Raw genomic sequence first — 26,250 nt, forward strand, 5'->3', positions numbered from 1 at the left:
AGATGGATATCCTATTATAACCCCACTATCAATAAATGCACATCTTTCGATCACGACTGCACCGTATATCCGGGCCGTAGGAGAGATGGCAGCGTGTTGATCTATCTTGGCTCTATCCGAAATGAAACCGCTTTGCTCCGAGTGTCTATTAGTAACCACTCTGCCGCCTTAGATGTTATGTCCGAAATAGGCTTTACGTGAAATCCGAAAAACCCTTCCAGGGTAGCTGCCTAGGCAGCACGGCGCATACATATGATGGTACGCGGAAGGCTCCCCAATGCAAGCAATTGTGGAATTCGTCGGCTGCCTATCGCGGCTGCCACCCCTTCCACGACGCAACCAGCCAGACGAAGCCGTGCGACCCGGGGCAAGGGGGCGTTGCGGTGAGGCTTCTCGTCGTTGATGTCACAATCATCCCCAAACGGATAGCCGATCCCTATTTCAAGCCCACAGTGTCAGACGCTTTTCACTCGACTTCCGTGGTCGATACAACTAATACAGGCGCACCGCACTTAGCGATCTTTGAGTCGTTGTCGCTGGTAGTGGCTTTGCCTGGGCCGCGGGTCTGTGGCAATGCCACTAAAGTTAAGCCGCTGATTGGATCTCTTCGAGGTTGATCCCCGCCCCGCAGCAGGCGTTGGCCCGGATGGATGCCTGCGCAGCACTCTGACCTGGGACCGCGGTATGGAACTCGCCGGCCACCGGCTGCTGACCGAAGCGACCGGCGTCGACGTCTTCTTTGCGGCACCGCGCAGCCCATGGCAGCGGGGCACAAACGAGAACACGAACAAACTGATCCGGCAATACCTACCGAAGGGCATCGATCTGAGCCTGTACAGCCAGGCCGACCTTGACGCCCTGGCCGCCCGACTAAACAACCGCCCCCGCAAGTGCCTCGGCTACCGAACCCCGGCCCAATGTGTTGCCTTGACTCTTTGAATCTAAGGCTGCTTTTTTCAAGAACGTCAGCTTCTCGCGCAGTTCGGCGTTCTCCCGCTCCAACTCCCGGATTCTGGCCCGGTCCGGCCCGGAGACCGGCTGCTGCTCGTCCTGAGCGTGCGCGATCCGATGCCGGTTCACCCAGCTGCCCAGGGTGCTGGCGTTGATCCCGAACTCGCGCACCACCGACGCGACCGTCCGCTCGCCCTCCAGCACCATGCGGATGGCTTCTTCCTTGAACTCCGGCGAGAACTGCCTGCGACGCCTCGTCACGTACCTACCTCTTCCAGACTTCTGTCAGCTTATGTAGCCGACTGTCCGGAATCTTCTTGCACCTCAGTCGACAGGCGCGGCAGCATCGCCGGAACATCGGCCCCGGTCCGGTACCACTCCAGCAGGGTGACGACCGCGAAAGTGTGTCTCAGGTCGTGAATGCGCGGGGTGTATCCTGGTGACCGCGGCCTCAACCCGGCGCGGATCACCAGCGCATGGAAGATCTCCCAGACCCGGTTGTAGCGCAACCGGCAGCCCCGCGCGGACAGCAACCGCGCGGACAGCAACAGGGAAGAGGATCGCGGGCAGGGCATGATCTGGTCACATAGCTGCAGGTAGTCCCACAGCCCAGCGCTAGTCGTCGGGTGAAGTGGTAGCTGCCGGGTCTTACCGAACTTGGTGCCGCGTATCGACAATACGCCAAGCGCGGCGTCGAAGTCCTCGCGGTCGAGCCGGATGGCTTCTCCGATGCGCATGCCGGTCACGGCCAGAAGCCGGAACAAGGTCTGATAGAGACCGGGAAGGGCAACTGTCCGGCTGCCCGCGCCAAAGCAGCGATCTCGTGATCGGTATAGAGGTAAGGAACGACGCGTCGGTGGCCGCCGGGGATCAACCCGCGAGGCGGTACTCGATGCGCTGGATCGATCGCCTGCAGGTGGGTCGCGAACCCGCGGACCACCGACAGGCGCATCGCCCACCAGCGCGGGCGCGCTGAGCTCGGCAAGGCTGCCCAGGCCGGAGCATGATCGACGGTAACGGTCACGACTTGGCTCGCCGCGAGATATTCCAGGAACTGCCGAGCAGCTTGGCGTGCCGCTCCATCTTGAACCCCATGGCCCGGCGGACGGCCAGGTATTCCTGCAGCCGCTGATGCAATCGGCTCACGTGGTCGCTCACGTGGTCTCCCCGGGCCAGGGACGAGCCAGCGCCCGGAGCCCTTCGTAATCGACCTTGGCGAATTGCGCGGTGGTGAGCGCGTGCTGATGATGCAGCACTTGTCCGATTTCCTCCAGTGACGCCCCGGCAAGGAGCATGCTGGTCGCCGCGGTGTGACGCAGCCGGTGCGCGAAGATGGTCCCCATGCCGCAGCGGCGGGCAGCGCGAGCCACCACTTGCGTGACTGCACCGCGGGTCAAGGGCCGTGCGGGGCACGAACCCCGGCGAACACCTCCCGGGTTTCCGCCGACGCCGGGCGACCTCCGCTCAGGTAGTCCGCCACCGCCTCTCCGACATCGACCGGGAGCGGCAGACGGTCGTGCCGGTTTCCCTTGCCGTGCACCGCGATCTCGCCCCGCCGCCAGTCGATGTCGTCCAGGTGCAGGCGGCCACCTCACGTGCCCGCAGCCCCAGTCTGACCGGCATCAGCAGGATCGCCTGATCGCGCCGCCCGACCGGGGTGGCCAGGTCGCATGAGGTAAGTAGCCGGGTGACCTGCGCACCGGTGAGGTACTTGGGGAGCCGGACAGCTTCCTGACGGCGGCCGTGGGCACGGCGCCTACCAGCGAGGAGCAGGTTGCTGCGCGCAGGTGCAGGAATCGCAGCAGCGATCGCAGCGCCGTAGCCGTGCGTTGCATCGTCGCCGGTGCGACGTTCTGCCTGCAGGCCAGGATGAACGCAGTCACGTTTGGCGGCCGTCAGCGGCTCTAGGTCCAGGTGCTCGTCGCGGATCCGCCCGGCCAGGAATGGACGGATCAACTCCTTCTCGCGCTGGATGGTGGCTGAGACGAGTTCGCGTTCCCGAGCGAGATAGACCGCGTACTCGAACAGGAACGACTCCACCAGCCCGAGCGCCTGCTCTAGCCTGGGCAACGGCGCGATCCCGATCTTCTGCAGATACTCCGTCAGCGGTCGCAGCGCCTGCAGTGACAGCCCATCGCGGCACCGTCGGTCCGGCGATCTGTGATGAACTCCTTCAGCAGCGTACGCACCGCCGAGCCGTCCAGGCCGCGTTCCTCCAGCCATCTGCTGAGATGTGCCATCAGCCGAAGATGGACGACCCGGACTTGCCGCGAGTAGCCGACCAGCTCCAACTGGTCGCTGAAGCCCGTCCGGAACGCTGCCAGCGGTCCCAGAACCTGGACCAGTGCTGGATTTCTCGTGTTCCTCCCCTCTCCACGTGTTGGGAGAGGCAGAACCATGATCAAGAGCTGTTACGCCGACCTCATCGTCTGGATGCTGCTGGCATTGAGGAGAGCAGACGGTGAGGTCGGCATAACACTCACGTCCTCATAAGACGCGCTCCACACTCAGCGCGAGCACGCCACGTTCCTGGTGGCCGAGAAGAAAGCCCACTACATCCTGATCGTCAAGAAGAACCAGCCCAGCCTGCACGCCCAGCTCAAGCGGCTGTTATGGAAGCAATCCCCGTCGCCGACTGCCGACGCGATCGCGGGCACGGCCGCGAGGAGCACCGCACGCTGAAGGTGCCGGCCTGCTCTTCCCGCACGCGCTCCAGGCATGCAGATCAAACGCCAGGTCAGGGACCTGAAGAAGGGTAAGTGGCGGACCGTGACCGTCTACGCCATCACCAGCCTGCCCACCCGGCAGGCCGGCCCCGCCGACCTGGCCACCTGGATCCGCGGCCACTTGGGCATCGAAAACCGGCTCCACTGCGTCCGCGATGTTACCTACGGCGAAGACCACTCCCAAGCCCGCACCAGCAACGCACCCCGCAACATAGCCGCCCTACGCAACCTCGCCATCGGCGCGCTACGCCTGACCGGCGCGACCAACCTCGCCCAAGCCATCCGGCACCTCTCTCGAGATGCCACCCGCACCCTGACCAACCTCGGACGTGCATGATCAACCAACTTTGCCGGGGCCCTGCCTGAACCCCTCAGCCGACCACGTCAAGGCAGTGAAAGATCGAGGCTAGGGATGAGCGCGAGATACAACTGAATTCCTGTAAGTACAGCGGCGATGATGGCGATATACAACCCGATACGACCAATTTTCTTAGAGGTAGCAGCCAGTTCAATTTGTATACTTTCCAGCTTTGAGCTCAGTTCCGCCTCGCGAAACACAGAAATAGACTCAACGAAGCTCGCAAACTCCGACATGGATTGGGCGGAACGGGCTGCATACACGTCTAAACCGAGGACGCCAATCAGTCGCACTATAATTTGAGCAAAAAAAGTATGCTTAACCCCGCGCTCCAACGCAACGGGTTCTACGAGCATTTGCGAAGCACGTATTACATCAGCATATCTTTTCTGCAGATGCAATCTTTCCGCCTCATTAAAATCATTATAGCTGACCAGCTCGTCTAGTAGGCTCTCTCGCTGATCCCGCACCCAGTTCTCAAGGAAGGCCATTGTGCACTGATACCCGATCAGGATCTCTGTAGCAAGCTTGACATCAGCAAAGAATGCAATGTTATAAGTATTGGCACGTTCGGGGTGCCGTCGCGTCATTCGCTCTCTACCGATTGCCCAAAGCTCATCGTCCCGAGTGCCTATGTCGGAATCGATAAACTGCTGTAGTCTAACCTCGCGAAGGCTTAATACGTCAGATATATCCATGTTAGCAATAGCAGTGAGTTCGCGCGCCGCTGTCTGATCTACACTGTGATAGAGAGCTTTAACGGATGCGACCTCACGTGGTGAGCTGCGGTCGAATAGCGTGAAATCATAATCCCAGATATCGTACGAGTGGAGAGCGGTTATAAGTCCCCGTCGGCTTGGTCTGATTAACTGGCAGTCTGAGATCGACGCGTTCCATAGATCAACAAACGCACCAATGCTCCTCTCCAGTGCAGCTGAAATTGCCGACATTAGGCTGTGGTAATTGTGAACCACTTCAACAGCGCTAAGCGGTGTTCTATTTCCGCTGTTAACCATAACCCTTAGCGTTAAAGCCCCCTGAGGACTGAGACGTATCGCTTCGACGAAATATGCAAAGTTATCTTGGACAGTGTGGGGTGGATCAATGATCGGTATCTCAAGGGGAAGAAGCCTTGGGGAGTGACGGCTTAAAAATGTGTTACGCGCTGCCCGGTCTGTCTTACCATAAGCGGATTCAGCAAAGCGCGGGCAGCCAAAACCGAACTCGTCCCACAGCGTAAGTTTCGAGTGAATGCCTTGTATCCAGTTCCCCGACACACGCCGTGTGATCAGTGTAGAGGAATGCGCTTCAGTCACTAGACTATTCAAGTCAAGTGCGAAAATGACACAGCCATTAAATCCAAATATACCGATGCGAGCTCCATCAGATTGATCCATAGAACGTTCCACTCATTCGGTGTGCTGGACCACGATTAGAATCGACACTTGGATGTCGTACCACCTATACCCGAGCAAATACCCACTCAAGCGAGAGGTGTAGAGCCTCGGAGAACTGCTGTGGCTGGCCTTCGAAGCCGTGATTGCCGTCACGTATTTCCATAAGTGTAGTATTCTCCGATGCTATACGATGCGCCGTACGAGACAGATCAATAGACGCCACGGGGTCGGCGTTTCCATGCACTAGGAGGCATGGAATATGCATGCTTTTGATTGCCGCATATGTGTCACGATTTTTTAGCGAGTCGAGGAAAATGCGCTTTACTTTCAATCCGTTATCGGTATATGTATAGCCTTGCTCGTCTATTTCTTTTCCGAATCTGTAGTTATAACGCTGATACAGATCGGCAGACAGAGACCACATGAGGGCTAGAAAAGCGTCTGAGCGCGCGGCTAGTGTGTGAGCTACAACGGCCGCTCCAAGACTCTCACCCCAGACAATCACACGATGTCCAGGAAAATGCGCGGAGACAAAGTCTAGGATCGAATTCAAGTCGGCAATTTCAGATTCTAGTGTCATGTCTTCAAACAACCCATCGCTGTACCCAGATCCTCGATAGTCAAAAAGAACCACATGAGCGCCATGTTCAACAATGCGATTTGCAATGTCGAGAAAGTGGCGGGCGCTTTCGGTTCCGTCCACACTGAACCCATGAGAGAATACGAAGACCAGCCGGAGAGGCGACGGGACATCTGGCGACATAATGAGCGTGTGGACCGCTTCGTAGTGGCTGACTTCGATTCTCATGTGACGTTTTTTGCATTCGATCATCTTTCCAGCCCTCTCATCGAAGTACTTAATTGGCCTGTATAATAGTAATCTGCAATAAGGAGTCACAAATCAGATCAACTGCTTGTGCCGGCAGGCATTCTGGCCAAGCCTTGCCATGCCTCACCCAGGCCGTTCGCATTCCAAAGTGATGTGCGCCTATGATGTCAATATCGGGCTGATCTCCGACAAATAGTATTTCGCGTGGATTCACATTTAGTCGTTTTGACGCCTCTAGGAAAATATGCGGGTGCGGCTTCCTGTATCCGAAATGTTCGGATATTAGAATACAGGTCGCCTGATTCGCCAAGCCAACCCTTGCTGCTTTGTGCATCTGATGATCGGAGCCATTTGTAACAATTCCGAATGGAGTCTCCCTTTCTGTTAATGAACGTAGTAGTTGGTCAGCGCCTAGGGCAAGGCAGGTGTATTCTAAGATATCCGCATAGTACTGCATCGCCAGACTCTCCGGAGGGATATTGAACTTTCTATATCTATCCCTCACGTAAGAAAAGAAGTGATATCGTGGAGTCAATCCGGATTTGTCTATTTCTATGAGATGTTCTATTTCTTTATCCCTTTCCTCTTTGGCGATGCCTCTTAGCCAATGGTTCATTGCAGCTGTTAACCAGAGCCTAAACGCGGCGCGGCGGTCTATGAGTGTGTCATCTAGATCGAACAGAACTCCATTTATCGGCCCGGCTATTCCTTCAAAGTTCAATTTCGGTTTCACACAAATCTCCCATCTAAGCCATTGTGCGACTATGCGCTGGCAAGTTCTGCTATGATTGGTTCCACTTTCTGAATAAATTGCCTGAGACTTTCTGGATCTTCAAAGTTGTGATCGGCCCTTTCTCCAGGGATTAGATCCGCGTGCCATCTAGGTGACTTTAGCGCCATGGAATCTATATCGGAGTACTTGAGTATCGCATCGTTTTCTGCCTGAAATGCATATATGTTGCAGTCTATATTTGTAGCTCGCGTGTGGAGCTTCTGTTGCTCAGCTTCCTGCATAAAGCGATATCCGACCGGATATCGGACCTTCTCATACGTTAGGAACGTTACCTGATTCGTTTCCCATTCACGTATAGCTTCGGCTCCGAGTTGTTCTGTTCGATATGCTGCATAATCGAGCACCGGGTTGACGAGGACAATTGCTCCTATTTGTTTAATCATGGCCAGCTCAAGGCTTATATTACCTCCAAAACTGTACCCGAATAGGTGCATCTGGCGTGAATGCCGAAGCTTGGCCCACTCAAAGACCCATGAAAGTGTCGTAATTCCACTGGAGATATAGAGATCGGTAAATTTATTCTTCTGGCATCTTTCGGGATAGATGTATTGCACCCATCCCAAGCCATGTTTCGTTAGGAGACCTGCGAAAGCTAGCTGTACTGCTTCGCTAAATTGATCGTTCCCATATCCGCTGCTCAAGATGAACGTCGCCAAAGCATTATCGGGTATCTGGAAGCGAATCTCAACGATGGTGCGGCCAGGGAGTGTCAGTTGATCTGTGAGCATGTGTCCTCCTTGTTTAAATGCAATTCAGCTTAAGTTATCGATATTCGGTCGCCAACAGTGAGCATAGCTACGCCACAACCCTACGTCGATAGGTGCTGCTGAGGTATAACCCGTAGGCGTCACTCTCGATCTGCTGAGAGTCGAGAGTGGGCAGGATGAGCCACCTCGTTGAGAGTTTTGGGCTATACAAAAAGCTAATAATTGGTACGTCGTTACGTTTGTATAGATATGTCCCATTTCCGCAGGTGTCATTTTGTTTGATGCTTTGTTGACGGCTAATAGTAATACCTAACTTGTTTGGCACAACCAGTGAGATGGGCCCGATCGCCTCTGAGGCGACCTTGCGTATCCATTCATCACGCCTGTGATTGATCAGGCGTTTTGGGTGGTATCCAGGGGGTTTCCGGCCAGGGCCTCATCCACTCCTACCTCGGCACCGCCCGCAACCACGGCATCCACCCACTCAACAAGTAGCGGGCGGCGGCGCGCACGCTGCGCTGCTGATGCCGTGACAATCGCGGGCTTTCGTGCGCGCCGTACGTGGCCGGGGCGATCGCCGCCAAGCCTCATTCATCGGGTCTGGGATCGAGTAATCCGGTTGAGGCGGTAGGCATGCGGCGCTGGCCGAGCTCACGTGGCTGCTGTTTGGTCTGTAAGCGGACGCACCAGCGGAAGAGGGCGTCATCAACGGTGATGAGCGGCGTCCCCCTTCTTCCGGGCATCGCCACAGCCGCCCCCTAGACTCGGCCCTGTTCCGTCGCTGTTCGGTGGGAGCGCCGGAGTCAGCGAGAAGTGCTGGGAGACGCTCACGAGCGTATTCACTGCTCAATGGCATGATCGCGTTGGTTTTGCAGGTGGCCGGATCGCGGAGCCGAGAACACCCAAATCTACGAGGGGTCGTTCTGGCGTTCGCCGTTCAGTCGCCGGCTGCAGGCGGCATGAGCTGGCCTATCAGTGACAGCGAACGGCGAGAGATCGACCGGCGCGCTAAGCAGCAACGCCTGGCCCTGGCATGTACGGTTCCCTGATGATGACTTGAGGGCTGCCGGTCGACGGGTTCTGCGAACCGCAAGCGCTCGGCATCGGCGTTCTGGCTCCGTATGCGGCAGTCTCATCGAAGTGCGAAAAGTCGCAGTAACTCCGCTTGTTCCGGACTTACCGGAAGTATCGGGTTATTTGCGCTCGGGTAAATCTCTGCCGCTGCCCACTGCGCGGCTCGGACGCTAGAGGCGACCCCGATCCTTACTCCGCGCGTACGGAGCTCCGCTAGCAACTGCTCAGCGTCAAACAAGTACACGGACTCGATGCACCAAGGACGAGTGCCGCCTCGCGACGAAGCCGCCGGTGATACGGGCCCCGTCAGCACGAGGTAGTAGTCCGGCTGCGTCCGCACCGTAACATCCAGCAGGCCCTCACGCTTGAGATACCACTTCGCATTGACGGTCCGACCACGCAATGGACCAGAAGTGAACCGACCGTCGACTGCAGAGGCCACGGCGGATGTTTCCAACGCGATTCCAAAGACTTGCGCCACGATCCATTCGCCTAGATGGCCTGCGGTCAGGGGACGTTGGATGATCGCCGCGATCTTCGCGTCGATACCATTCCGTTCCCTCAACAGCATGGCAATCTTCTCCACGTCGACGTCGCTCATGCCGCCCAGCCTTTCACTCCTCGGCCTACAGGCCGATGTTTACACCTACCGAAAGACCGGAGTGTCAGCAAGGTGCCGGTTGCATAAAGCCCACCAACTCCCTCCGCCGGCATCACGCATCAGGACGCTTCAGATGGCTCGGTTTGGGCCAAAATCCTCTCCACGTGCATTCGCGGCGCTGCGCCGTGCTCTCGGTGCCGTGCACGCTGGCATCCCACTCACGTTCCTCTGAGATCGCCCAAGGAAGGCGCAGACCTGCGGTGCGGTAAAACGGGATCTTGCCCTGGCGGCGGTGGGCCCAAGCGCAGTATGCGAGCTGATAGCGGAAACGATGAGGTCGCGTACTTGGGCTAGCAACCAGGCCGGGGATCGCTTTCCAAAACCCGTCCGCGTAGACCCTCCAGCTCTCGCCGCAGGGCACATGATCCGACCAGCATCAGGGCATGTACGGCGCTCACTTCCCGGGCGGATGCCCATATGCCCGATCCGGGGGTCTGGAACGGAAGAACCTCGATCAAGTGGACCCGAAAAGCGGCTGGCGCCAGGTATCGCATACCTCCGGTCCCGCACAGGTAGGTCGTGGCGCCTGACATCCAGGCCAGGTCGGCAAGCCGCTGCGAGCGCTCACCACGCGCGAGCAGATCACTGCTGTGCAGGATCCGTCCCCGCCACCCGACTTCTTCCAGCAGCAGGCGCGTGGACAGCTCCCTCACGTCCGCCAGCCGATCCGTACTCGCGAACGCGGCGAGCACGGATTCGAGCCGCCGCTTGAACGGCGGCCAGTGAGGGCTGTGCCGGTAGTGGTCAGCGAGAAGTTGGACGACGCGGCGTCGGCAGCGGGCGGGATCGGCCAGGCGCGCTCCCCGGATGGAGGTGGAGCGGCCATGCGGCAGATGGGCGGCGATCGAGAGCCACTGCGGCTGTCCCGAGCCGTCGAGCGAGGCGAGGCGTGTGCGGTGCTGATAGTCCCTGCGGGCGAACTGCACGTCGTCCAGGACGATCCAGTAGTCGGCGGTGAACAGCTTCGCCAAGGTGGTGAGCCGTGGGAAGAGGTTGGGCTGGTGAATCGCGCACACCTCGCCGTACGGCAGGTCAGGGCGTAAGGAGCCTACTGTCGAATCCGGCGCGGAGAAGAGCCTGGTAGGCGTCATGGACCTCTCCTGAGACGGGCTGCTCGATGGCGTAGCCGAGCTTGGGGTACTCGATCACGCGCTGGAGGTCGCCGACGAGCATGTCGATGACCAGCTTCGGATCGCCGATCGAGCTGACGTGGTCGTCCAGTTCCAGCGGCTCGGAGGCGCACACCACCTCCATCTCAGGCCACACCTTCCGCGCCGTGGCGCACCCCCGGCGCTCCATGTACGGCTTGGAGATCAGCAGCACCGAACCGGGCTGCATACCCGCGTCAGCCAGCACCTGACGGGATAGTGCGATGTTCTGGCCGGTGTTGGTCGCGTTCGGCTCCAGCAGGATCGCCTCGTCGGGTACGCCGAGTTCGAGCGCGTGCTCGCGGTAGTGGCCAGCCTCGCCGCGGGGGAAGCGGGCCGCGGTGGTGGGGCTGGTGGCGCCGGAGAAGACGAGCAGCGGGAACCAGCCGGCGTGGTACAGCTCGACCGCCGCGCGCGCGACCCCCAGATCGTGGCTGCCCAGGCCGATGGCAACGTCACATTGGCGCAGGTCGTGGTGCATCTGGTGGTAGTCCCAGATGGTGCGGGCGTGCTGCCACCGCTCGTCGGTGATGACCTGCTGCTTGACGCTCACTCGGTTGCTCCCTGGTCGCCGTGGCAGAGGGAGGCGGTGGTTCTCCCTCACCATGGGCGCTGCTGGCCGCCTCAACAAGAGCAAACTGTACCGGTTGGCCGGTATAGTTTCCCTCGTGTCACGTCCCAGTTCGAAAGAGCGACTGCTCGACGCCGCGGCCGAGGTGCTGCTGTCCAAGGGGGCCGAGGCCTTGACCTTGGAAGCGGTGGCCCGGCAGGCAGGCGTGTCCAAGGGCGGCTTGTTCTACCACTTCCCTACCAAGCAGGCGCTGGTCGCCGGCATGGTCGACCGCCTGATCAAGGCCTTCGACCAGGCACTGGCCGAGGTGGGTGCCGAGCCGGGCGACTTCCTGCGCGCTTACCTGAACGCGACGATCCCCGAACACCACACCGCGACCAACGCTCCGGCCGACCGGGTGACCGCCGCACTGCTGGCCGCGGTGATCGTGGACCCGGCAGGTCTGGCGCCGCTGAGAGAGCGGTTCGCCGCCTGGCAGGCCAGACTGACCGACGACGGCATCGATCCGGCCGCGGCGACGGCGGTACGACTGGCCATCGACGGCTGGTGGGCGGCCAGGCTTCTCGGCCTCGGCGAACCAGACGCGGCACTGCACGAACACACCAGGCGCTACCTGATGGAGGCGATCGACCGTGCTACGCGCCACTAAAGCGTTGATGCTGCTCACGGATCTGGCGTTCGTCGTCTACTTCACCATCACCGGGCTGGGGGCGATCCCGCCCGAATGGGCGTTCGCCGACTACACCAACCCGGTAATGGCCGACTGGAACTGGTCGTTTCTCTGGATCGACCTGCTGGCCAGCGCCACCGGCCTGGCCAGCCTGTACCTCCTGCGCCGAGCGTCGCGGTCGGGCCTCGGCCTGATGCTGGTCTCGCTCGTGCTCACCATGGCGTCCGGCTTGATGGCGATCGCGTTCTGGACCCTGCGCGGCGACTTCTCACTGGCCTGGTGGCTGCCAAACCTCTACCTCATGCTCTTCCCGATCCCCGCGATCGTCTGCCTGGCCCAGCCACGACCACAGCTGGACCCCCGGCCCAACGTCAGGTAACCAGTAGGACGCCTCCCGAGTCGCGCTGCCAGGCCGCCACCGTGAAGGCATTGGCGGTCGTCTCCACGCCACCGTCGCTGCCGTCAGTGAAGGTCTCCAGGACGAGCGAGCCGGACCTGACGACGGTGACCATGAATTCCGGTTGGCGGAGGTGCTTCCACGGGCTGGGGGAGAGGGTTGTCTTGACGGCGCTCACCGTGGCGCCGGGAATTTTGAGCGGCGCAGTGCCACGACGGGCACGATCAGGACCGCTCCTGTCAGAGCCGCTCTTCTCGCGCGGACCGGAAGACGCTACGCTGATCACGATGAATACCTCCTGCATCAGATTGGGGGACCCGTTCGCGCAAGGTGAGTGCTGATGCCGCACTCGACCTCGAACGAGGATCCCCGCCTAACCCTCTGGCTGCGCGTGCGCGAGTTCGCCGTGCCGCCCTCCATGATCGAGTCAGCGACCGCCCGCCGTACCACCGGAGACTGGGCAGCGGCGTGCGCGGCAGCACACGTGGACGTCGATCTCAATCCGCGCCGCATAGCGCGCCTCCACGGCCAGGAACTGGCCGCCCGCCTCCGGAGTGACCTCCGCCACCTGGCGCCTGACCTGCTGCGCTGGCACATGCCAAGGATCGCCCCCAACGGACTGATACGTCCGGGCCTGACCCTCTCGCTGGCCCGGTACCTCGAGAGCGACAACCCGGTTCACCTCGTGGCCAGGACCCCGCCGGCCTGGGCGGATGCCGGTCAGCGGATCAGCCTGGCGCTGTGGGACGGTTCCCGGTCCGGGCCGCATCCTCATCCGAATCGACGTTTCCGCCTCGATCTGCATCGCCACCTGTGGGATGCGCGCAGGGCCGGTGAGCTGCGTGCGCGTTCCGAAACGGCGCCGCACGCACAAGGCTGGGCCGTCGATCGGTGGCCGGCCGAGGCCCGGTTGCTGCTCCGGGCCGAGGGACAGGACGGGGGTACGGTCGCCGTCCGGGTCGGCCGGCGACGTCAGGTGATCCTCGATGTGGACGCCTCCCGGGTCGGCGACGAAGGACTCGCGTCACCGCCGATCTTGCCTGACGCGGCGACCTGGGTGCTGCCCGACCTGGCGTTGCTTCGTGCCGGGCTGATCGAGCCCGACAGGCTGCACCCGCTCGTCGCGGCGGCGCTGGTACCCGGCCGTTCGCCGGACACCACGCCACACGGCCACCAGAGCGAGAACGGGCCGCACATGGTCGAGTGCGGCGGCGCCCAGCACAGGGTCGCGCTCGTGAACGGCGTGCTGGTCGCCCTGGATCACGACGCGGCCGAGATCCGGCGCGAGAAGCTGCTGGCCGAGTTGACCGGCACCCCGTTGCCCTGTTTGCAGCTGATCGATGAGGCCCACCGCGCCCCGGAGTGCCTCCTCGACGTCCGCGCGCGGCTGGACCACGGCGACGCCGCCGGTGCTCAGGCCACCGTCGACGGTCTCCTCGGACCTGGTGCGCGGCTGCCCGAGGGCGCGCTGCGCGACGTGCTGGAAGAGGCGGCGCGGCGGCGGATCGACCACGGACTGTTCCGTGCCGGGCTCGGATCGGGGTCGGGACCGGCCGAGCGACAGGTCCGCCGCCCCCGTATCGGCCGGTCGCGCCCGCGCTACGGCACATTCCGCTGACGCTTTCCTAGACCTCCAAGGTGATACATCATGCTTTCGTCTGTTCACGCCTCGCGTCTTGAAGTCGCCGGCGATCTGTTGTCCCTGCTCCGCGACACCACCACGGAGCCACGTACCGACACGCAGCTGGAGGCCCTGACCCTGGCGGTGGCGGCCGACCTGCCCGTCCTGCTGTGGGGGGAGCCGGGGAGCGGCAAGACCGCGGCGCTGCAGCAACTCGCCGAGGCGCTCGGCCTGCCGCTCACGACGGTGATCGCCAGCGTGCACGAGCCGTCCGACTTCTCCGGCCTGCCGGTGGTCGGTGACGACCCTGCCGTGCAGGGCGTCCCGATGGCGCCGCCGGATTGGGCCGTACGTCTGGCCCGCGCGGGCCGGGGGCTGCTCTTCCTGGACGAGCTGTCCACGGCACCGCCCGCCGTGCAGGCCGCCCTGCTCCGTCTGGTTCTGGAACGGCGGGTCGGGGCCCTGCGGCTCCCGGCGGGTGTCCGGATCGTGGCGGCCGCCAACCCGCGTTCCTCCGCCGCCGACGGCTGGGAGCTGAGCCCGCCGCTCGCGAACCGGTTCGTCCACCTGCAGTGGCGTCACGATCACGACGTCGTCGTACGCGGCCTCGGCGGAACCTGGCCGCGTGCGAGCCTGCCGTGGCTCGACCCGGAGCGACTGCCGGAGGCGGTGACGTTCGCCCGGCGTGCGGTGTGCGGGCTTCTCACCGCCCGCCCCGATCTCGTGCACCGGCTGCCGAACAACGAGGCGCACCGGGGTGGCCCGTGGCCATCACCTCGCAGCTGGGAGATGGCGTTGTGCCTGACCGCCTTCGCCACCGCGGCCGACGCGTCCAAGGACGTGCTGTCCATGCTGGTCAGAGGCACGGTGGGAGACGGGCCCGGGCTGGAGCTGCTGGCCGCCATGGATCGGATGGACCTCCCCGACCCCGAGGCGCTGCTGGCCGACCCGGCGACAGCCGAGCTGCCCCAGCGGGGTGACCTGCGCCAGGCCGTACTTGACGGTGTGGTCGCGGCGGTACGGAAGCGGCCGGACAAGGGCCGGTGGGACGCGGCATGGGAGCTGCTGGTGCGAGCGCTGGAGACCGGCGCCCCGGACCTGGTGGTCGTGCCCGCCTCCACGCTCGCCGCGCTGCGCCGCGCGGACTGGAAGGTTCCGGCCTCGATCGAGAGGCTCGCCGGGGTGGTCTCCTTGGGCAGGAAGGCGGATGAGGTCGCGGCGCGGGTGGCGGGCTGATGGACCTTGAGAAGCTCTTCACCGCCCGGTTGTACGCCGCGCGAGCCCGGCCCTATCTGGCGACGGCGCTGTTCGCGCTGCACCCGATGGAGTCGCGGTCCGTACCAACGATGGCCGTGGATCGGCACTGGCGGTGCTACGTCTCACCGGCGTTCGTCGCGCGGACCCCCGTGGCGGAGCTGGCGAGCGTGTGGGTGCACGAGGTCTCCCACCTGCTGCGCGACCATCACGGCCGCAGCGACCGGGTCGCCCAGGAGCAGGAGCTCACAGGACGGGGAGAGCGGCTGCGCATGAACATCGCCGCCGACCTCGAGATCAACGACGACGTGTACGGTGACGGGCTGGCCCGGCCCGAGGACGCCGTCCAACCGAAGATGCTGGGGCTGTGCGAAGGCGAGCTCATGGAGGACTATCTGCGCCAGTTCCGCCTTGGGCCGTCCACGCAGGGTCTGGTCTGGCTGGACTGCGGCAGCGGCGCCGACGGACTCGAACGGGAGTGGGATCTCGGGCCGCACAGCGCGAACGGGCTCAGCGACGACGAGCGGGAAGCGGTCCGGTTCCGGGTGGCGCAGGGCATCAACGCCCATCCGGGGAACGCGCCGAAGGGATGGCGGCGGTGGGCGGAGGAGGCATTCCACCCGCCGCAGCCGTGGCGGGAACTGCTCGGCACGGCCATCCGCTCGGCGGCGTCAGGACCCGGCGTGGGCGAGGACTACACCTACGGCAGGCCGCCGCGTCGCTCGGCCGGCCTGCCCGGCGTCATCCTGCCGAGCCTGCGGCGCAGGCCGCCGCGGATCAGCGTGGTCATCGACACCTCCGCGTCGGTCAGCGACGCCGAACTGGGGAGCGCGTTGCTGGAGGTCGCCGCGATCGTCCGCGCCGTGGGCGGCCGGCGCGACCTGGTCAGCGTACTGTCCTGCGACGCGGCGGCCCGGGTCGCGCAACCGCTGTGCCGGGCCGAGGGGATGACGCTGGTGGGCGGCGGCGGCACGGACCTGCGTGCGGGAATCGCCAAGGCGCTGCGGGCGGGCCCGCGGCCGGACGTCATCGTGGTCCTGACCGACGGGCAGACCCCGTGGCCACGTGAACGGCCGGCGTCCCGCGTGGTGGTGGGGCTGTTCGCCCGGCCCAAGCCGTCGTACGAGAGCGACCCCGACTACGTGCCGGACACGCCGCCCGCATGGGCACGGGTGGTCGGCATCGGCTAGGCGGCGCCTGGACGACCCTTGCCGATCTTGGCCGGCCTGGGATGGACGGCAGGTGTGCGAACTCACGATTGTGGGGCGTCGACCTGCCGAAGACATGTAGTACACAGCCGTGCTCTCCAAGAAGGCGTCGCAGAGCCAGACACCGCACAGATCCCAGGGTCATGGACATTCGTGCGAGCAGGCCGCAATGATGTGCTTTTCCGGCGACTCCATGCACTTGGACCAGCTGATGCCTCTGCCCTGCGCTACCACAGATCAGAGGCTGCTATCGAATCGTTGAGGCGTGAGAGGGGCACTTGGTCGTTTTCGCATGTGTGGGGTGCGGTGCTGTTTTGACCGCGAGGGTGTCACGGGTCGCGCTTCCCGACCACACCGATCAGAAGTACGGCCACGACTTGCTCCCCGCGCTTCTCGAGCCCGGAACGTACGCGGTGCATTCCCAAGCCTCCGACCCGCCATGGCGGGTCGGGGACGAGGCGGGCGTGGAGGAGGCGGCAGCCGGTGGCGTGTACCTACAGGTGTATTCCCTGCCGTACGGGCCCCCGGGGATCATCGGGGTCGCGCCGGGCGATGTCCGCGGAACCGTTCTCACCCGAGAGCGGTGTGATGGCTGCTGCTGTGGCCTGGACGGCCGGAGCGGCGCCAACCTCGCGTGTGTGGAGTGCGGGCGTGCGGTGGCGACCCGCATTGATGACTGCGGGTTCTGGCAGGTGGTGTGGCTGGATCCGAGTGCCGTGCGACCTGTCTGCGTCGATGGCCCCGCTTGTACGGTGGTCGGCTGGGAGGCGCTGCGGGCGGCCTATCCGGACACACCACCCATTGAGCAGCCCGGATGGTGGAACCCGCGGTGGGAAGCAGCGGTCGCGGTGGCGTTGGCACGCCTGTTGGCGTTGTCGGGCGGCAAGCGGGTTGCCGTCCCTGACGGACCGGTCGCCGAGGCCTTTCGCAAGGCGCTCGACACGCTGCTCCCCGCAGGCCCGTCGGCACGGAACCTCGTCTTGGCCGGGCCAGGCATGTCCGGCGTGACCGCGGATATCGCCCTGGTGCCGCGGCATCCGCAAAGCGGCGAGGTGTGGCCGTGCGGCGCGAGAGGGGTGGTGCCGCTGGCGGCTGACGTGTGGATGTACATGGCCTTCAATGACGATCGGCGTCTTACCCTCGCGACGGCAGGGATGCCCGACATTGTCCGGCGCGACGATCCGCCACCACGGCTGCCATGGAGGCCCTTCAGACCTGATTTAGGCGTGTTCCTCAGCACGCTGGCGCGGCTACCGGCGGCTCGTGAGCCCTGGTTGCGCGCTATCTACGACCATGTGGAAGACCGCCGATACAGCTTGCCATGCTTCTAGGAGCTGGTGAGGCTCCAGGCGCACAAGCATGTGCCCCGTACTAGACAAGCGCACCACGATCTTCCGGGACGATCTTCGCTTAACGTCTTTCGGCCGGTCGGCGAGCCCTGGAATCTCGGCGTTCGCCTGGTCCGGTGCGGTCGTAGCTCGTTGTGGAACTGGATGGAACGCCCTTGCAGTGAGTACGGCGACACACCCATGTCGATGACCGGCCCAGGATCGAGGACCGGTTCCACAGAATCGAGGAAGATCCATGATGTTCATGACTCGACCTTCACGTCGTCGCACAGTCCTCGCCGCGGTGGCCGCCTGCGCTGCGGCTACGGCAATCACGACGTTCGCGCTGGCCCGACCGGCCGCCGCCCTTCCCCTCAGCCAGGCGATGTGCGATCCCCGTGGGTTCCCGCTTACCGCGAGTTCGGCCGTATACGTGGGCCTCCTTGATAACCCGGTGTTCGTCGACGTTCCGGCTACGACGACAGTGAAGGTGGAGGTCACCGCGGACGTCTCCGTTCAGGCGGGTGCCGAGATGCGACTCACCTACAGTTTGAACGACTCCCTCAAGTCGGAAGGCGCCTTCGGACCCGCCAACTTCGCCAATCACCAGGAGTTCGCCGAGACTCGATCGACCTTCGCCTTGATCACCGTGGGTCCTGGAAGGATCAACATCAGGCCTGTGATCAGGATCAACGGTCCCGCCGGCAAGACGGGCTTCGTGCTGCACCGATGCGTCTCGGTGGAGGCCTCGACCAGCTGAGTGCCGATCCGCGGCGCCGGCTCCGCTCATGCTCCCGTATGGCGGGCCACCGGCCCTTCACCTCCCGGCCGCGGCGCGGCAGCTTACGGAGGTAGATGTCCGGTTTGGGGAGGGCCGCTCGGTCATACTGGGCCCTCATGAAGATCGCGCGGCTTGCGGCATCCGTAATGATATGTCTCGGCATGGCGACCTGATGCTCGGGACCGGCGGCCGTTCCCTCGAGCCCCGCGACCGTCACGCCTTCGGCGACCGCGAGCGCGAGCGCGGAGACCGGGAAGGTGGTGGCCCGCTCCGAGCGGTGGAAGGAGGTCGAGGATCTGCGGCTCCGGGCGAAGTCGGAGCTCGTTGACGTGATTGCCGACGGGCCTCGGCGGGCGTGGGCGGTGGGCTCCGAGGACGGCGCCGAGGACCGCGAAGGGACCGTGATCGTCGAGCGATGGGACGGGACGGCGTGGAAGAAGACCACTCTCGATCGCGAGCTCTACGTGAGCGGCTTCGACGTGGATGGACCCAGCGGCATCTGGATCGTGGGGGATGGCGAAGCTATCCACTGGGACGGGCGGCGCTCGTCGTACCCGCGCCCGTCCGGGTTGGGAGTGGCCTGGTTCACCGATGTGTCGATCGACAAGGGGCGGGCTGTGCTGGTCGGTATGGACCTGAACAGGGAGAACTCCTTCGCCGTGGAGTGGACCGGCCGGAAGTTCGAGAAGCGGGCCGCCGTCCAGGGCGTATTCGCCGCGGTGGCGGCCGGGCACGGTCAGGTGTGGGTGGTCGGCACTGACCTCCGCGACGGCTGCGCGGGCATCAGGCCTGCGGTCTGGCACGCGGCCCGGGGTGGGGAGTACACAGAGATGCCTCTCCCGAACGTACCGAGAGGCTACCTCAACCAGGTGTGGGAGATCTCGCCGGACGACGTGTGGGCTGTCGGCGGAATCGGGGGCGAGGGGGCGCCGGGGGGCGCCTGTAGGACCGAGATCGACGATCCCGGACAGCCGGAGGCGCTCGTCATGCACTGGGACGGGTCCTCGTGGCAGCGGGTGGCCGTGCCCGGCGGTGGCGGGCCGCTGGCGAGCGTCACCGCGTCCGGGCCGGACGACGTGTGGGCGGTCGGGTCCGACAAGGACGACGTCACGGTGGCCCGGCACTTCGACGGCCAGGACCTGGAGCCGTGAGCGCGTCTACGACTACCCGTTTGGCCACGTGGCGGTGACGGCGATTCCCGGTACATCGGAGCTGTGGCTGGCAGGAGCCCCGAACGATGAGACCGACTACGGCCAAGGCGTCATCCTCCGGCGACGGTAGGGCCGTCTTCGCCTTGCGGGCCGGGGTAGGCGTGGGGTACTTGTTGCCGCCTCGCGCCGTGCAACGGTTTTCGGCTCTGTCCCGGTGAAGGCGAATGTGTAGGGCGTAACCGCCGTCATCCGCTGGCGGAACGTCAACTCTTGCGGGGGGTTGGTTGCGGTTCGATGAACAGAGCCGTTCGGCGCGGCTCGTCTCGCCACAGGGCACAAGATTCACACCGAAGGAGCCCACGCCTGGGGCGACCGCGTGCCCGGCATGGCTTGTCTGTCCCGTGCGGACCATCACGTCTACTGGTACAGCCAACTCGGGGACAGCGAGAAGAACGGTGCGTTCATCAATAGTTCCCTGGAGCTGTTCGTCGAGACCTTATACCAGGTCATGCGCGGTTGGATGCTGAGGGAGTCCGTCGCGCGGCCCAGACGAACCCGCGCCGGCGGCCAACCGGCCTGAGCGCCGTTTTAACAGTCGTCTCAGGTCCGCTCGGTATGAAGAGGCATCGCCGGGCGACGCGGGTCTCGGCCTCGCCAGCATGGCCGAACGCGCCGCGCTCTACGGCGGCACGGTCAGCGCCGGCCCCGCACCGGACGGCGGCTGGACCGTCCACACGACCCTGAAAGGCAGCCATTCATGATCTCTGTGCTTGTGGTGAACGCCCAGCCGCTGCAGCGCTTCGGGTTTCGCATGCTGCTGGAGAGCACCCCCGACACCGAGATCGTCGGCGAGGCCGAGAACGGCGCCGAGGCCGTTCGGTGGACCACCGAGCTGCATCCCGACGTGGTGCTGATGGACATCCGCATGCCGGGCGTCAACGGGATCGAGGCCACCCGGCGCATCGTCGCCGCCGGTGGGCGTTCGCGGATCCTGGTGCTGACGACGTTCGACGTGGACCGGTACGCGCTCGCCGTGCTGCGGGCCGGGGCGAGCGGTTTCCTGCTCGAGGACACCCGCCCGGAGGAGCTGCTCGCCGGCATCCGGGCCGTCGCCGCCGGGGACGCGGTGATCGCGCCGGCGCTGACTCGGCGGCTGCTCGACGCGTTCGCCGACCGGCTCGACGATGACCTCTGCGGGCCCGTGCGGGAGGATCCCCGGCTGGACTCCCTGACCGGCCGCGAGCGCGAGATCCTCGTCGCCATCGGCCACGGCCTCACCAACGGCGAGATCGCGCAGCGGTTCACGCTGTCGGAGTCGACGGTGAAGACCCACGTCGGGCGGGTCCTCGCCAAGATCGGCGCACGGGACCGGATCCAGGCCGTCATCCTCGCCTACGACCTGAGACTCACCCTGCCGATTAGCGCTGCATCTCGCGCGTCCGTCGGGGGCACGACCGTAGTTCCCAGCCGCAACCGCTCCGGGCCGATCCGCTCCGCGTGATCGACCGCTCCGCTGCCGGGTCCGCGTGCAGCCGCCCACGGCACCGCCCGTCCGACCGCCACGACGCCGCACGGGTGTGAGTTCAGTGCGGACGTGTGTGAGCTCAGAGCTGTTTTTCGGCTTGTTGATCTCAGTGAGCTCACACACGTTCGACGCTTCGTCAGGACTTGCGGGGGGAGACCGTCATGATGCCCGTGCACATCTCGTCGCTGGTGCCGTCACCCCACACCACGTAGCGGGGCGGCAGCTTGCTCAGCTGCGGCAGCTGTTTGCGCAGCCCCGCGTCGTGCGTACACGTCACCCGCAGCGTGTCCCCCGGACCGATCTCCACCGGCGACGGCAGCTTCACCAGCCGCTGGCTGTCGAAGTCGAACTGCGGCACGTCCAGCACGACCTTGGCGTTCGGCTTGCCCGGGTTGAGTTCGACCTTGATGGCCCGCCCGAGCAGGTGCATGTGGCCGAAACCGGCGAACAGCGTCATCGGCGCCGGCACCTTGTGGTCGCAGGTCTGGGTGTCACCGGGCTTCGGCGCGCTCTGGCCGCACTCCTCCAGCTGCTCGTCCGCGGTGCCGCCGACCTCAGGCCCGAACCGCTTCGTCACGTCCGCGATCGAGGCCGCCCGGTCACAGAGCGGACCCGACTCGTCGGCGGCGCAGGGCAGGTCGGTCGGCGCGTCGAGCGGCCACGTGTCGAATTCCCGGGTCTGCGGCGTGCCGTCCGTCAGCCGCAGCCGCACCGCCGAGCGGTCCGACCCGGCCGGCTTGCCGTCGGTCGCGAGCAGGTTGTAGTGGATCTGGAGGACGACCAGGCTGCCCGGCTCCAGCTTGAAGCCGGCGTCCTGGGTGAACAGCGTCTCCGTGGCGCCCGGCGCCCAGGTGTCCACCCACGCCGCTTCCCCCTCTTCTACTTCGGCGCCTTTCACGCCGGTCCCGCCGAAACACTGCCAGCCGACGCCGGGGGTCTTCGCGTCCTGCTTGCGCACCGCGGCAGCGCCGCCCGGCGGCACCACGTACACGATGGCGTGGTGCGCGATGGCGACGTTCTCCGGCGTGACCTGAGTCCCGGTCAGGAACGCCGCCTTGGTCAGGCCCGGATCGATCACCTGGCACCGGTACTCGTCCGTGCCGCCGCCCTCCGGCGGCGCGGGCGTGTAGGCCTCGGCCATCTTCAGGTCGACGAACCGCTCGCCGGTGCGCAGCGGCTGCGGTGGAGCCGACGACCCGCCCGCGTGCGCGCTGTGCGAGCCGGCCGCGGCGGGCACCGCACTGTTGTCGGCGCCCGACCCGCAGGCGGCGACGGCGAACGCCGTCGCCAGCGCCATGGTGGCCGCCCCGAACCTCCGCAGTGGACTATCAGGTTTCGTCATAGCCCTGAACGCTAGGCCCGATTCCGTCCTATTTCGTCGTACTGCGGTCGTCATCCTCGAGAGGGAGGCGGTACGACGGTACTACTCTCCGGAGCGCCGTTCGACACCCGCACGAGAATCAAGGCCCGTCGCAACTGACACGCCCAAGAAAGTCCGTCGGCGATGGACGGGAGTCAAACTCCCAGCTCAGAACCGACTTCTATGCCTGCCTGACCGCGCGGGTCGACGCGCTGTTCGAGCTCACCGACGCGGTGCTCTGTACTGATGGGCCGGTACGAACCCTGGCCGGGTTGTCGTTGCCGCCCGAGCACCGGCGTGGGCACGGCGCGTTGTACGACGCGCTGAACAAGGTCTGGATCGAGGTCGAACGGCTCCGTGGCATCCTCAGAGGGCTGCCGCTACCGCGGTGCGCGGGCGAGCGGGGGCCGCAGTCCCCTGTCCTGCGCCGCCGCCGGGGCGGGTCAGCGCACCGCGGTGTCCTCCCCGGCACTGAGCCGCGCGATCGGGGCGGGCGGGGCCGCGGCGGGAAGGTCGACCTGAAGCAGCGCGCCACCGCGTGCGGAGCGGGCGACGGTGGCCCGGCCGCCGTGGGCGTCGACGACCCGCTGCACGATCGACAGCCCCAGACCGGATCCCGGTAACGCCCGGGCGCTGTCGGCACGGTAGAACCGGTCGAACACCCGCGGTACGTCGGCGGCGTCGATGCCCGGCCCGGCGTCGTCGACCTCGAGCACCGCCGACGCGCCCTCGGCATGGAGCCGGACCTGGACCGGCTGGTCCGCGGGGGACCATTTGCCGGCGTTGTCGATGAGGTTGAGCACGGCCCGTTGGAGCGCAGCGGGACGCCCACTCACCCACACGGGGGTCACGTCGAGCGCGATCTCGATGTCGGGCACCCGGGAACGCGCCCGGGTCGCGGCGGCCACCACCACGTCGGCGAGGTCGAGCAGCTCGGTGCTCTCGTCGCTGACGTCACCGCGCGCCAGGTCGGTCAGCTCGGCGGCAAGGGTGCTCAACTCGGCTACCTGGGCGCCGAGATCGTTGAGCAGCCGGGTCCGGCTCTCCGCCGGCAGTGCGCTGTCCAGGGTGCCGCGCCGATCGAGCCGGATCAGCAGCTCGACGTTGAGGCGCAGGCTGGTGAGGGGGGTCTTGAGCTCGTGGGCGGCGTCCTCGGCGAGCAGCCGCTGGGCCCGCCGGGAGTCCCGGAGCGCGGCGAGCATGTCGTTGATCGACTGGATCAGCCGCCGGATCTCCCCACCGCCCTCATTCGGGATGTCGGCGTCGAGATCCCGGGTGTGCGCGACACGTACCGCGGCGGCGGTCAGCCGGTCGATCGGTGCCAGTCCGGTCCGCGCCACGGTCCGCCCGACAAGGGCGCCGCAGACCACGCAGAGCAGCCCGATCAGCAGCATGCCCAACCCGAACTGGTTGATCGGGCTGTCGTCGGCGACGCGGGCCACCTGGACCGCGCCGTCGCCCGCCCGCAGCGTGTAGATGAGGTAGCCGTCGTCGTCGCTGTCGTTCGACTCCATCAGGTTGGCCGACGCGCCCTGCGCCACGCGCCCGGCGCGCTCGCTGACGGGGGGCAGCGCGGGTTGGCCGGTCGGCGTCCGGGTCGAGCCGTCGGGCAGGATGACCCGCACCAGCCGACCGGATCCGGGATACGGCGGTAGCTGGACCTGCGCCAGACCGGCGCGCTCCGTGTTCGTCGCCAGGACACGGGAGTCGGCGCGTAGCTGATTCTCGGCGGTGCGCTGCAGCTCCCAGTCCAGTAGCTCGCTGGCCACCTGGAAGGCCAGGAACACGCTGACCGCGATGGCCGTCGCCGCGATCACCGTCATTCTGGTCCGCAGGGACCGCCGGCGCCACCATCGGGTCAGCCGGTGCGGTCCCCGGCCGGCGGGCCTGCTCACGGAGGAGTCTCCCGCAACGTGTATCCCAGGCCGCGCCGCGTGTAGATCAATCGCGGCTCACCCTCGGCCTCCATCTTGCGGCGCAGGTAGCTCACGTATACCTGGAGGTTGTTGGCGGTGGTGCTCATGTCGAAGCCCCAGATCGCCTCGAACAGCGCGTCGTGGGTCAAGACCCAGGTCGCGTTGCGCACGAGGACCTGCAGCAGGGAGAACTCGGTCCGGGTCAGGTGCAGCGGCCGCCCGCCCCGCCACGCCTCGAACCTGTCAGGATCGAGCCGGACGTCGGCGAACGACAGGATCTGCGACTCCCCGTCGGTCGGCGTACGCCGGCGCAGCAGGGCCCGCACCCGGGCCAGCAACTCCTCGGTGGCGAACGGCTTGGGCAGGTAGTCGTCGGCGCCCGCGTCCAGCCCTGCGACCCGGTCGGAGACCTGGTCACGGGCGGTCAGCATCAGCACCGGCAGATCCCGACCCGCGGCCCGCAACCGCCGGCAAGTCTCCAACCCGCCGAGGCGGGGCATCATCACGTCGAGGATCAGCAGATCCAGCGTGTCACCGCCGGCCCCATCGACCCCGTCGAGCACGGCGAGACCGTTGGCGACGGTGCTGGTGTCGTAACCCTCGACCTGGAGCACCCGCTCCAGCGACTCACGGATGGCCGTGTCATCATCCGCGATCATGATCCGCACGCCGGCCCGCCCCCTTCCAGTCGATGCTTTTGCCGCTCATTCTCCTCGATCAACCTGAGGCCAGGATTAGAGCCGTCGCCGCTGTGGTGCCCGCGGGCCGTGCTCTTATGGATGCCTAAGTGGTCCGCGCCGTTAATTCGTCGGGCGTAGGGACCAGCCGGTGGGGTCGTTGCGGTAGAGGCCGCAGACGCAGTCGAGGGCTTCTTCGGGGCTGCCGGCGGGTAGGCCGCTGGGCAGGATGTTGTCTTCGTATCCGTCGCGGCTGGCCAGGTAGATCGCGAAGCCTCAGATGCTCGCCGAGCCGTTGTATCGCAGCCGGTACAGCGGCAGGATCGTCCCGTCGCTGAGGTGCCCGTCGATATAGGCGAGCACGCCTCGGTAGCGCACGCTGACAGCGGCTAGAACGGGCCAGCGGGCCTGGGCGTGCTGGGTCAGGCGTTGCCGCTGGCTGATCTTGGTCGACTCGGGCGCTCTGAAGACGTTCTGGGTGTGGCCGGTGAGGGCGGCCGGCCGGAGGAGATCCGCGACAACCTCATTGCCCGCATCGCTGAGGCCGAGCATGAAGTGTGCGTCAAACGCCCTTCAGAACACGATCAAGTGCCGCCCGGCCCGCAGGTCCCCAGTGCGGCTTCCCGCCGGGAAGTCCCCGATCTCCGTTCTGCCCCATGAGCATTAGGAAGAGGCTCTTCATAGCGGCCAGCCCGCGGGCGCGCCGGATCGCCGCCTCGTCCGCGTGCGCGTACATGTCGAAGAACCGTGCGGCCGTGCCGGCGGGGAGCAGCACCCATGCGGCGGCGAGGTCCCACGCCGGATCGCCGGCGAACAGGCCGCCGAAGTCTATGATGCCCGACAGCGTTCCGTCCGAGACGACGACGTTCGCGGGATGGAGGTCGCCGTGCACCCACACCGGCGGGCCCTCCCACGCCTGGGCCGCGACGGCGTCGTCCCAGACGTCCCGGACGTCGGCCGCGATGTCGTCGAGGGCAACGGCCTGGAAGAAGTTCTCGAAGCCGACCGTGCAGTTCCTGGGATGGGCACCGCGGTCCGTAGCGATCGGCGCCTCGGCGGGCGCCTCCACATGGAGCGCCTGGAGGAAACCCGCCAAAGTGTCGGCCGCGTGGCCGCCGCGGCTGATCGAGCCGTGGTCCAGCGGCTC

At 65.1% G+C, this 26,250-nt stretch carries 31 protein-coding genes and 2 pseudogenes; 14 read left to right on the forward strand and 19 right to left on the reverse strand.

Annotation, left to right across the window (positions count from 1 at the left end):
• Window positions 1-657 precede the first annotated feature (657 nt).
• Window positions 658-939 (forward strand): annotated as a pseudogene (locus tag AB0J16_RS54065) (IS30 family transposase); the annotation flags it as partial.
• Here AB0J16_RS54065 and AB0J16_RS54070 read toward each other — a convergent pair.
• The 6 genes from AB0J16_RS54070 to AB0J16_RS54095 form a co-directional block, all read right to left on the reverse strand.
• A complete protein-coding gene (locus AB0J16_RS54070; protein WP_358555409.1) occupies window positions 871-1,212 on the reverse strand; it encodes a transposase in 342 nt (113 codons plus the stop codon). The pseudogene AB0J16_RS54065 and the gene AB0J16_RS54070 overlap by 69 nt on opposite strands.
• Window positions 1,213-1,241: 29 nt before the next feature.
• Entirely contained in the window at window positions 1,242-1,715 is a 474-nt protein-coding gene (locus AB0J16_RS54075) for a tyrosine-type recombinase/integrase (protein WP_358555411.1), read from the reverse strand.
• A gap of 256 nt (window positions 1,716-1,971) precedes the next feature.
• The gene (locus tag AB0J16_RS54080) at window positions 1,972-2,109 is read right to left on the reverse strand and encodes a hypothetical protein (RefSeq protein WP_358555413.1); all 138 of its coding nucleotides are present in this window, start codon (window positions 2,107-2,109) and stop codon (window positions 1,972-1,974) included.
• Window positions 2,106-2,348, reverse strand: a complete 243-nt coding sequence (locus AB0J16_RS54085) for a tyrosine-type recombinase/integrase (RefSeq protein WP_358555416.1) — start codon at window positions 2,346-2,348, stop codon at window positions 2,106-2,108. The genes AB0J16_RS54080 and AB0J16_RS54085 overlap by 4 nt, the downstream gene beginning before the upstream one ends.
• A 67-nt stretch (window positions 2,349-2,415) precedes the next feature.
• Window positions 2,416-2,991, reverse strand: coding sequence for a hypothetical protein (locus AB0J16_RS54090; RefSeq protein WP_358555419.1), 576 nt, complete (start codon window positions 2,989-2,991; stop codon window positions 2,416-2,418).
• A gap of 62 nt (window positions 2,992-3,053) precedes the next feature.
• The gene (locus AB0J16_RS54095) at window positions 3,054-3,191 is read right to left on the reverse strand and encodes a hypothetical protein (RefSeq protein WP_358555422.1); all 138 of its coding nucleotides are present in this window, start codon (window positions 3,189-3,191) and stop codon (window positions 3,054-3,056) included.
• Between the two features lie 292 nt (window positions 3,192-3,483).
• Between AB0J16_RS54095 and AB0J16_RS54100 the strand changes: the two genes are divergently transcribed.
• Window positions 3,484-3,633 (forward strand): hypothetical protein, encoded by a 150-nt coding sequence (locus AB0J16_RS54100; RefSeq protein ID WP_358555425.1) that lies wholly within the window; start codon window positions 3,484-3,486, stop codon window positions 3,631-3,633.
• A gap of 36 nt (window positions 3,634-3,669) precedes the next feature.
• Window positions 3,670-4,014 (forward strand): hypothetical protein, encoded by a 345-nt coding sequence (locus AB0J16_RS54105; RefSeq protein WP_358555428.1) that lies wholly within the window; start codon window positions 3,670-3,672, stop codon window positions 4,012-4,014.
• 47 nt (window positions 4,015-4,061) lie between these two features.
• On the opposite strand, the gene AB0J16_RS54110 is transcribed toward AB0J16_RS54105, so the two are convergent.
• The 7 genes from AB0J16_RS54110 to AB0J16_RS54140 form a co-directional block, all read right to left on the reverse strand.
• Window positions 4,062-5,432 (reverse strand): hypothetical protein, encoded by a 1,371-nt coding sequence (locus AB0J16_RS54110; protein WP_358555431.1) that lies wholly within the window; start codon window positions 5,430-5,432, stop codon window positions 4,062-4,064.
• A gap of 64 nt (window positions 5,433-5,496) precedes the next feature.
• The gene (locus tag AB0J16_RS54115; protein ID WP_358555434.1) at window positions 5,497-6,240 is read right to left on the reverse strand and encodes an alpha/beta fold hydrolase; all 744 of its coding nucleotides are present in this window, start codon (window positions 6,238-6,240) and stop codon (window positions 5,497-5,499) included.
• A 49-nt stretch (window positions 6,241-6,289) separates the two neighbouring features.
• The gene (locus tag AB0J16_RS54120; protein ID WP_358555437.1) at window positions 6,290-6,994 is read right to left on the reverse strand and encodes an HAD family hydrolase; all 705 of its coding nucleotides are present in this window, start codon (window positions 6,992-6,994) and stop codon (window positions 6,290-6,292) included.
• A 29-nt stretch (window positions 6,995-7,023) separates the two neighbouring features.
• Entirely contained in the window at window positions 7,024-7,782 is a 759-nt protein-coding gene (locus AB0J16_RS54125) for a hypothetical protein (protein WP_358555440.1), read from the reverse strand.
• 1,111 nt (window positions 7,783-8,893) lie between these two features.
• Window positions 8,894-9,436: a hypothetical protein gene (locus tag AB0J16_RS54130; protein ID WP_358555444.1), complete on the reverse strand. Its 543-nt coding sequence runs from the start codon at window positions 9,434-9,436 to the stop codon at window positions 8,894-8,896.
• A gap of 350 nt (window positions 9,437-9,786) precedes the next feature.
• The gene (locus AB0J16_RS54135) at window positions 9,787-10,587 is read right to left on the reverse strand and encodes a WbqC family protein (RefSeq protein ID WP_358555447.1); all 801 of its coding nucleotides are present in this window, start codon (window positions 10,585-10,587) and stop codon (window positions 9,787-9,789) included.
• Window positions 10,529-11,197 carry a YdcF family protein gene (locus AB0J16_RS54140; RefSeq protein ID WP_358555450.1) on the reverse strand — a complete coding sequence of 223 codons (669 nt, stop codon included), beginning with the start codon at window positions 11,195-11,197 and terminating at the stop codon, window positions 10,529-10,531. Before AB0J16_RS54140 ends, AB0J16_RS54135 begins: the two co-directional genes overlap by 59 nt.
• A gap of 115 nt (window positions 11,198-11,312) precedes the next feature.
• Here AB0J16_RS54140 and AB0J16_RS54145 point away from each other — a divergent pair, with 115 nt between their 5' ends.
• Together AB0J16_RS54145 and AB0J16_RS54150 are read left to right on the forward strand one after the other, a co-directional pair.
• Window positions 11,313-11,864, forward strand: coding sequence for a TetR/AcrR family transcriptional regulator (locus AB0J16_RS54145; RefSeq protein ID WP_358555453.1), 552 nt, complete (start codon window positions 11,313-11,315; stop codon window positions 11,862-11,864).
• Between the two features lie 7 nt (window positions 11,865-11,871).
• Complete coding sequence (locus AB0J16_RS54150; protein ID WP_358555456.1) at window positions 11,872-12,264, forward strand: DUF5360 family protein; 393 nt, start codon at window positions 11,872-11,874, stop codon at window positions 12,262-12,264.
• On the opposite strand, the gene AB0J16_RS54155 is transcribed toward AB0J16_RS54150, so the two are convergent.
• Window positions 12,257-12,460: a hypothetical protein gene (locus AB0J16_RS54155; protein WP_358555459.1), complete on the reverse strand. Its 204-nt coding sequence runs from the start codon at window positions 12,458-12,460 to the stop codon at window positions 12,257-12,259. The two genes, AB0J16_RS54150 and AB0J16_RS54155, sit on opposite strands and share 8 nt — an antisense overlap.
• A 162-nt stretch (window positions 12,461-12,622) precedes the next feature.
• On the opposite strand from AB0J16_RS54155, the gene AB0J16_RS54160 reads away from it, so the two are divergent.
• The 8 genes from AB0J16_RS54160 to AB0J16_RS54195 all read left to right on the forward strand — a co-directional run bounded on the left by AB0J16_RS54160 (window position 12,623) and on the right by AB0J16_RS54195 (window position 21,126).
• The gene (locus AB0J16_RS54160; protein ID WP_358555462.1) at window positions 12,623-13,900 is read left to right on the forward strand and encodes a hypothetical protein; all 1,278 of its coding nucleotides are present in this window, start codon (window positions 12,623-12,625) and stop codon (window positions 13,898-13,900) included.
• Between the two features lie 30 nt (window positions 13,901-13,930).
• Complete coding sequence (locus AB0J16_RS54165) at window positions 13,931-15,139, forward strand: MoxR family ATPase (protein WP_358555465.1); 1,209 nt, start codon at window positions 13,931-13,933, stop codon at window positions 15,137-15,139.
• Window positions 15,139-16,347, forward strand: coding sequence for a VWA-like domain-containing protein (locus AB0J16_RS54170; protein WP_358555468.1), 1,209 nt, complete (start codon window positions 15,139-15,141; stop codon window positions 16,345-16,347). The genes AB0J16_RS54165 and AB0J16_RS54170 overlap by 1 nt, the downstream gene beginning before the upstream one ends.
• Before the next feature lie 674 nt (window positions 16,348-17,021).
• Window positions 17,022-17,696 carry a hypothetical protein gene (locus tag AB0J16_RS54175; RefSeq protein WP_358555471.1) on the forward strand — a complete coding sequence of 225 codons (675 nt, stop codon included), beginning with the start codon at window positions 17,022-17,024 and terminating at the stop codon, window positions 17,694-17,696.
• Between the two features lie 430 nt (window positions 17,697-18,126).
• Window positions 18,127-18,453, forward strand: coding sequence for a hypothetical protein (locus tag AB0J16_RS54180; RefSeq protein ID WP_358555474.1), 327 nt, complete (start codon window positions 18,127-18,129; stop codon window positions 18,451-18,453).
• 281 nt (window positions 18,454-18,734) lie between these two features.
• Window positions 18,735-19,625, forward strand: a complete 891-nt coding sequence (locus AB0J16_RS54185) for a hypothetical protein (protein ID WP_358555477.1) — start codon at window positions 18,735-18,737, stop codon at window positions 19,623-19,625.
• A gap of 385 nt (window positions 19,626-20,010) precedes the next feature.
• Window positions 20,011-20,205, forward strand: coding sequence for an SUKH-4 family immunity protein (locus AB0J16_RS54190; protein WP_358555504.1), 195 nt, complete (start codon window positions 20,011-20,013; stop codon window positions 20,203-20,205).
• Between the two features lie 177 nt (window positions 20,206-20,382).
• Entirely contained in the window at window positions 20,383-21,126 is a 744-nt protein-coding gene (locus AB0J16_RS54195) for a response regulator transcription factor (protein ID WP_358555480.1), read from the forward strand.
• Between the two features lie 160 nt (window positions 21,127-21,286).
• Here the strand turns inward: AB0J16_RS54195 and AB0J16_RS54200 are convergent, their stop codons facing one another.
• Entirely contained in the window at window positions 21,287-22,492 is a 1,206-nt protein-coding gene (locus AB0J16_RS54200) for a monooxygenase (RefSeq protein WP_358555483.1), read from the reverse strand.
• 134 nt (window positions 22,493-22,626) lie between these two features.
• Here AB0J16_RS54200 and AB0J16_RS54205 point away from each other — a divergent pair.
• Window positions 22,627-22,902, forward strand: a pseudogene (locus AB0J16_RS54205) (transposase); the annotation flags it as partial.
• Between the two features lie 51 nt (window positions 22,903-22,953).
• Here the strand turns inward: AB0J16_RS54205 and AB0J16_RS54210 are convergent.
• The 4 genes from AB0J16_RS54210 to AB0J16_RS54225 all read right to left on the reverse strand — a co-directional run.
• Window positions 22,954-24,405, reverse strand: coding sequence for a HAMP domain-containing sensor histidine kinase (locus tag AB0J16_RS54210; RefSeq protein ID WP_358555486.1), 1,452 nt, complete (start codon window positions 24,403-24,405; stop codon window positions 22,954-22,956).
• The gene (locus AB0J16_RS54215) at window positions 24,402-25,094 is read right to left on the reverse strand and encodes a response regulator transcription factor (RefSeq protein WP_358555489.1); all 693 of its coding nucleotides are present in this window, start codon (window positions 25,092-25,094) and stop codon (window positions 24,402-24,404) included. Before AB0J16_RS54215 ends, AB0J16_RS54210 begins: the two co-directional genes overlap by 4 nt.
• A gap of 285 nt (window positions 25,095-25,379) precedes the next feature.
• Window positions 25,380-25,655: a hypothetical protein gene (locus AB0J16_RS54220; RefSeq protein ID WP_358555492.1), complete on the reverse strand. Its 276-nt coding sequence runs from the start codon at window positions 25,653-25,655 to the stop codon at window positions 25,380-25,382.
• A gap of 10 nt (window positions 25,656-25,665) precedes the next feature.
• Window positions 25,666-26,250: phosphotransferase (locus tag AB0J16_RS54225; RefSeq protein ID WP_358555495.1), on the reverse strand; the 585-nt coding region annotated here is incomplete at its 5' end.

This window comes from Nonomuraea sp. NPDC049750 (genome assembly GCF_040659625.1).
GTDB lineage: Bacteria > Actinomycetota > Actinomycetes > Streptosporangiales > Streptosporangiaceae > Nonomuraea.

Excerpts from the sequence above, each read along its gene's own strand:
- AB0J16_RS54095 (WP_358555422.1), bottom strand. The coding sequence starts at position 3,191 with ATGGCACATCTCAGCAGATGGCTGGAGGAACGCGGCCTGGACGGCTCG.
- AB0J16_RS54105 (WP_358555428.1), top strand. The coding sequence starts at position 3,670 with ATGCAGATCAAACGCCAGGTCAGGGACCTGAAGAAGGGTAAGTGGCGG.
- AB0J16_RS54110 (WP_358555431.1), bottom strand. The coding sequence starts at position 5,432 with ATGGATCAATCTGATGGAGCTCGCATCGGTATATTTGGATTTAATGGC.
- AB0J16_RS54115 (WP_358555434.1), bottom strand. The coding sequence starts at position 6,240 with ATGAGAATCGAAGTCAGCCACTACGAAGCGGTCCACACGCTCATTATG.
- AB0J16_RS54125 (WP_358555440.1), bottom strand. The coding sequence starts at position 7,782 with ATGCTCACAGATCAACTGACACTCCCTGGCCGCACCATCGTTGAGATT.
- AB0J16_RS54130 (WP_358555444.1), bottom strand. The coding sequence starts at position 9,436 with ATGAGCGACGTCGACGTGGAGAAGATTGCCATGCTGTTGAGGGAACGG.
- AB0J16_RS54135 (WP_358555447.1), bottom strand. The coding sequence starts at position 10,587 with ATGACGCCTACCAGGCTCTTCTCCGCGCCGGATTCGACAGTAGGCTCC.
- AB0J16_RS54150 (WP_358555456.1), top strand. The coding sequence starts at position 11,872 with ATGCTGCTCACGGATCTGGCGTTCGTCGTCTACTTCACCATCACCGGG.
- AB0J16_RS54160 (WP_358555462.1), top strand. The coding sequence starts at position 12,623 with ATGCCGCACTCGACCTCGAACGAGGATCCCCGCCTAACCCTCTGGCTG.
- AB0J16_RS54165 (WP_358555465.1), top strand. The coding sequence starts at position 13,931 with ATGCTTTCGTCTGTTCACGCCTCGCGTCTTGAAGTCGCCGGCGATCTG.
- AB0J16_RS54170 (WP_358555468.1), top strand. The coding sequence starts at position 15,139 with ATGGACCTTGAGAAGCTCTTCACCGCCCGGTTGTACGCCGCGCGAGCC.
- AB0J16_RS54190 (WP_358555504.1), top strand. The coding sequence starts at position 20,011 with ATGGCTTGTCTGTCCCGTGCGGACCATCACGTCTACTGGTACAGCCAA.
- AB0J16_RS54195 (WP_358555480.1), top strand. The coding sequence starts at position 20,383 with ATGATCTCTGTGCTTGTGGTGAACGCCCAGCCGCTGCAGCGCTTCGGG.
- AB0J16_RS54200 (WP_358555483.1), bottom strand. The coding sequence starts at position 22,492 with ATGACGAAACCTGATAGTCCACTGCGGAGGTTCGGGGCGGCCACCATG.
- AB0J16_RS54220 (WP_358555492.1), bottom strand. The coding sequence starts at position 25,655 with ATGCTCGGCCTCAGCGATGCGGGCAATGAGGTTGTCGCGGATCTCCTC.